2 protein-coding genes are annotated in these 1,160 nt (G+C 28.7%); one reads left to right on the top strand and one right to left on the bottom strand.

The features are described from left to right. Window positions 1-144: 144 nt before the first annotated feature. Window positions 145-555, bottom strand: a complete 411-nt coding sequence (locus tag BMX83_RS10665) for a hypothetical protein (protein WP_091636858.1) — start codon at window positions 553-555, stop codon at window positions 145-147. A 233-nt stretch (window positions 556-788) separates the two neighbouring features. Here BMX83_RS10665 and BMX83_RS10660 point away from each other — a divergent pair. Continuing rightward, window positions 789-1,160: ATP-binding cassette domain-containing protein (locus tag BMX83_RS10660; protein ID WP_143059545.1), on the top strand; the 372-nt coding region annotated here is incomplete at its 3' end.

Raw genomic sequence — 1,160 nt, 5'->3', positions numbered from 1 at the left:
AAAAAAAATAAAGACAAAAAACTATCTGTTTAACTAATTTTTAATCTTTATTAGACCACTTGATTGTATTATAGAATATTTTACTATTAATTTATTAGATGATGATATTACTTAGACACTTATTTACTCATAACGTTAACTTTATCATTGATACCAATGAACAGTATTAAGAAAAGCTAAATTAGCCTTTTGCCATTTGGCAGCAGCTATTATTTTATTCGCTTTAATAGTTATTTTCTTCTCATCTTTTATTTTTAGTTGTAATTTATATTGGATCAGTCCTTTTTTTGCATGAAATAATTCAATATCTTTTCTCGGAATGCGAATATAACTATCTGAGAAATCTCCCATCAAGGTTAATCCTACTAAAACAACCTCTTCTTTAATGAAAATTAATAAAAAATGTTCCATATCTACAAAAGAAGAAAAAGCTCCGTAAGTAAGTGAAGAGAGTAATCCTGGTTCTGTATAACCATAAACAAAATTTTCTTTGATTGAAATTCCTAATGGTTCCATGGCTTTCTCGATGTTTTTAATTTTCATTGCTTCGTTCATTTAATCATCTCCTTATATTAAGGATAAAGAAAAATGTTTTATTATCCCAACAATAAACTAAAAAAATAAAAAAAACTAAACCCATACGATTCTTTATTCATGAATCGTATCCAATTTCATATATGGATACACCGCTATACTAAAATAATGTATTTGAAAAGAATTAAATAATTTATACTTTGCATGAAAAAAATATGGAGAGATAGAGCCATAAATAATTTAGGAGGGATAATATGCTGAAAGTTAGCCATTTAAGTAAAAAATTTGATGATGTAAAGGCAGTAAATGATCTTTCGTTTTCTGTTGAAAAAGGCAACACATTTGCATTTCTTGGAACAAACGGTGCTGGAAAATCAACTGTCATCCATATGATTATTGGTTTATTGACACCTGATAGTGGAGAAATCGTATTTGATAAGGATATACCCCAAGATGAAATAGGCGTAGTCTTTCAAAATCATCGCCTAGATGAAGATTTTACAATCGAAGAGAATTTAATGATTCGGGCCCAACTCTATGGAGTTAGCAAAAAAAATGCACAAAAACATGTAAGCGAATTACTTCAAGCAATCAATTTGACTGACAAACGGGACCGTATTTATGGG

The sequence above is a fragment of the Alkalibacterium gilvum genome (genome assembly GCF_900109085.1).
Lineage (GTDB): Bacteria > Bacillota > Bacilli > Lactobacillales > Carnobacteriaceae_A > Alkalibacterium > Alkalibacterium gilvum.
The sequence above is the reverse complement of the archived record's forward strand: the minus strand, read 5'-3'. Positions and strand labels throughout refer to the sequence as shown.

Excerpts from the sequence above, each read along its gene's own strand:
- BMX83_RS10665 (WP_091636858.1), bottom strand. The coding sequence starts at position 555 with ATGAACGAAGCAATGAAAATTAAAAACATCGAGAAAGCCATGGAACCA.